This is a genomic window from Pseudomonas sp. BS-2016, from assembly GCF_001806145.1.
GTDB lineage: Bacteria > Pseudomonadota > Gammaproteobacteria > Pseudomonadales > Pseudomonadaceae > Aquipseudomonas > Aquipseudomonas lundensis.
On the sequence record NZ_MLCT01000068.1, the window covers coordinates 1 to 1668 of the forward strand.

The following is a 1668-nucleotide window of genomic DNA, read 5'->3' on the forward strand; positions in this document are numbered from 1 at the left end:
GTTGCGCATCAAGCGCTCAATGCCTGCGGCTTCGCTGGCCATGGCCGGGATGGCGTCCTCGGGCACGCCGAAACTGCGCAGGCCGGACGGGATCTCCACCGCCGCACACAGCCGCGTCATCGCCGCTACAGCCTGGTCAGCAGCGTCATTCACACTCAGCCCGGCGATATTGACGCCCATGGCCTGGGCGATGTCCTGCATGCGCTCGACGCAGGCCAATTTGTTCCAGTGCATCACATACGGCAACAACAGCGCGTTGCTTACGCCATGGGCAATGTTGAAGCGCCCACCCAACGGGTACGCCAGCGCATGCACGGCACCGACGCCAGCGTTGCCAAAGGCCATGCCGGCCATCAGGCTGGCGGTGGCCATGTCGTCACGGGCCTGCAGGTTCGCCGGATTGGCGTAAGCCTTAGGCAACGCGCTGGCAATCAATTTGATCGCACCGATGGCCAGGGCGTCGGTAATCGGCGAGGCATTCAGCGACAGGTAGGACTCGATGGCGTGCACCAAGGCGTCCACGCCACTGGCGGCCGTGACACCGCGTGGGCAGGTCAAGGTCATTTGCGGGCTGATCAGCGCAACGTCCGGCAGCAAGTAATCGCTGACGATGCCTTTTTTCAGCTGCGCCGCCTTGTCGGACAGTATCGCCACGTTGGTCACCTCCGAGCCGGTGCCGGCGGTGGTGGGGATGGCGATCAACGGCGGGCCTTTGCGCGGCACCTGATCGACGCCAAACAAGTCCGCCAGCGCGCCGTGATAACCGGCATAGGCCGCCACGCTCTTGGCGATGTCAATGGCACTGCCGCCGCCCACACCGATCAGGCCGTCATGCCCGCCTTCGCGGTACGCACGCATGCAGTCTTCGACGATGGCAATTTCCGGATCGGGCAGCACACGGTCGAAGATTTCGTAGGCTCGATCACCCAGATGCTCCAGGGCCAGCGCCACGGTGCCGGACTGGACCAGCGCGGCGTCGGTGACGATCAACGGATTATCCACATCCAGGCGCGTGAGTTCGGCAGCCAGTTGTTCGATGGCACCTGCGCCGGTCAGCAGTTTGTGGGCGATCTTGAATGAGGAAGTACTCATGTGCGCGGCCTCTTATGAATGATGGGCTGGCACAAGAATAGCCGCACCTGGCGTGTTGTCTGCCATTCACTGGTTGAATGGTCGCACCGCGCCCATCAAGGCAGCCAACAAACCGCCGATAATCTGTTGGTAATGAGAACCGCGCCTCATACCCCTGACAAATACCGACCAACCCATTAGGCTGCTGGAATCACTTCTGGCCGGGAATCAACGATGCTTTTTCTTCACCGTTCGGCACTGCCAGCACTGTGCCTGTCACTCCTGTTTACCAGTGTCTTGCCTGTTCAGGCCGAGGATGCGCCCTCGCCTGCCGTCGAAAAACCGGCTGAACGCCAGCCACTGTCCGAGCGTAGCCAACAAGAAGCCAGTGCGCTCGAACGGCAGGTGCCGCTGCAAGAGCAACAGCAATTGCAGGCGGGTAGCGAGTCGTTCCTGGCGCTGTGGAAACCCGCCAACAGCGCCGAAGCCGAGGGTGTGGTGATCCTCATACCAGGTGCTGGGGAGAACGCGGACTGGCCGCAAGCAATCGCGCCTCTGCGGCGTAAGTTGCCGGACGCCGCCTGGGGCACCCTCAGC

General features: G+C 62.5%; 2 protein-coding genes. One reads left to right on the plus strand and one right to left on the minus strand.

Annotated elements, in window-relative coordinates; genetic code table 11:
* The coding region (locus BKD70_RS22260; RefSeq protein WP_070415411.1) for an iron-containing alcohol dehydrogenase at nucleotides 1–1092 on the minus strand (1092 nt) is incomplete at its 3' end.
* 213 nt (nucleotides 1093–1305) lie between these two features.
* On the opposite strand from BKD70_RS22260, the gene BKD70_RS22265 reads away from it, so the two are divergent.
* The coding region (locus tag BKD70_RS22265) for a DUF3530 family protein (RefSeq protein ID WP_139145789.1) at nucleotides 1306–1668 on the plus strand (363 nt) is incomplete at its 3' end.